We start from the raw sequence: 498 nt of genomic DNA on the forward strand, positions 1-498 counted from the left end.
ATCCCCGGAGTACCTTTTATCCTTTGAGCGATGGCCCTTCCATGCGGAACCACCGGATCACTATGCTCTACTTTCGTACCTGATCGACCTGTATGTCTCTCAGTCAAGCCCCCTTTTGCCATTGCACTCTACGCACGGTTACCAAGCGTGCTGAGGGGACCTTTAGAAGCCTCCGTTACTCTTTTGGAGGCGACCACCCCAGTCAAACTACCCACCAAGCACTGTCCTTCCAAAGGAAGTTAGGCTTCAAACAAGTAAAGGGTGGTATTTCAACAATGACTCCACTACACCTGGCGATGCAGCTTCAACGTCTCCCACCTATCCTACACATCACTTGTCCAAAGTCAATACTAAGCTATAGTAAAGGTTCACGGGGTCTTTTCGTCCCACAGCGGGTAATCGGCATCTTCACCGATACTACAATTTCACCGAGCTCATGGCTGAGACAGTGTCCAGATCGTTGCACCATTCGTGCAGGTCGGAACTTACCCGACAAGG

General features: G+C 50.6%; 1 rRNA gene (only partly in view). It reads right to left on the reverse strand.

Features of this window, described 5'->3' with window-relative positions:
• Positions 1-498: ribosomal RNA gene (locus ACFIKI_RS08385) — 23S ribosomal RNA — on the reverse strand (its annotated part continues 365 nt past the right edge of the window); the annotation flags it as partial.

The organism is Bartonella sp. TT121SHDZB (assembly GCF_042193415.1).
Lineage (GTDB): Bacteria > Pseudomonadota > Alphaproteobacteria > Rhizobiales > Rhizobiaceae > Bartonella.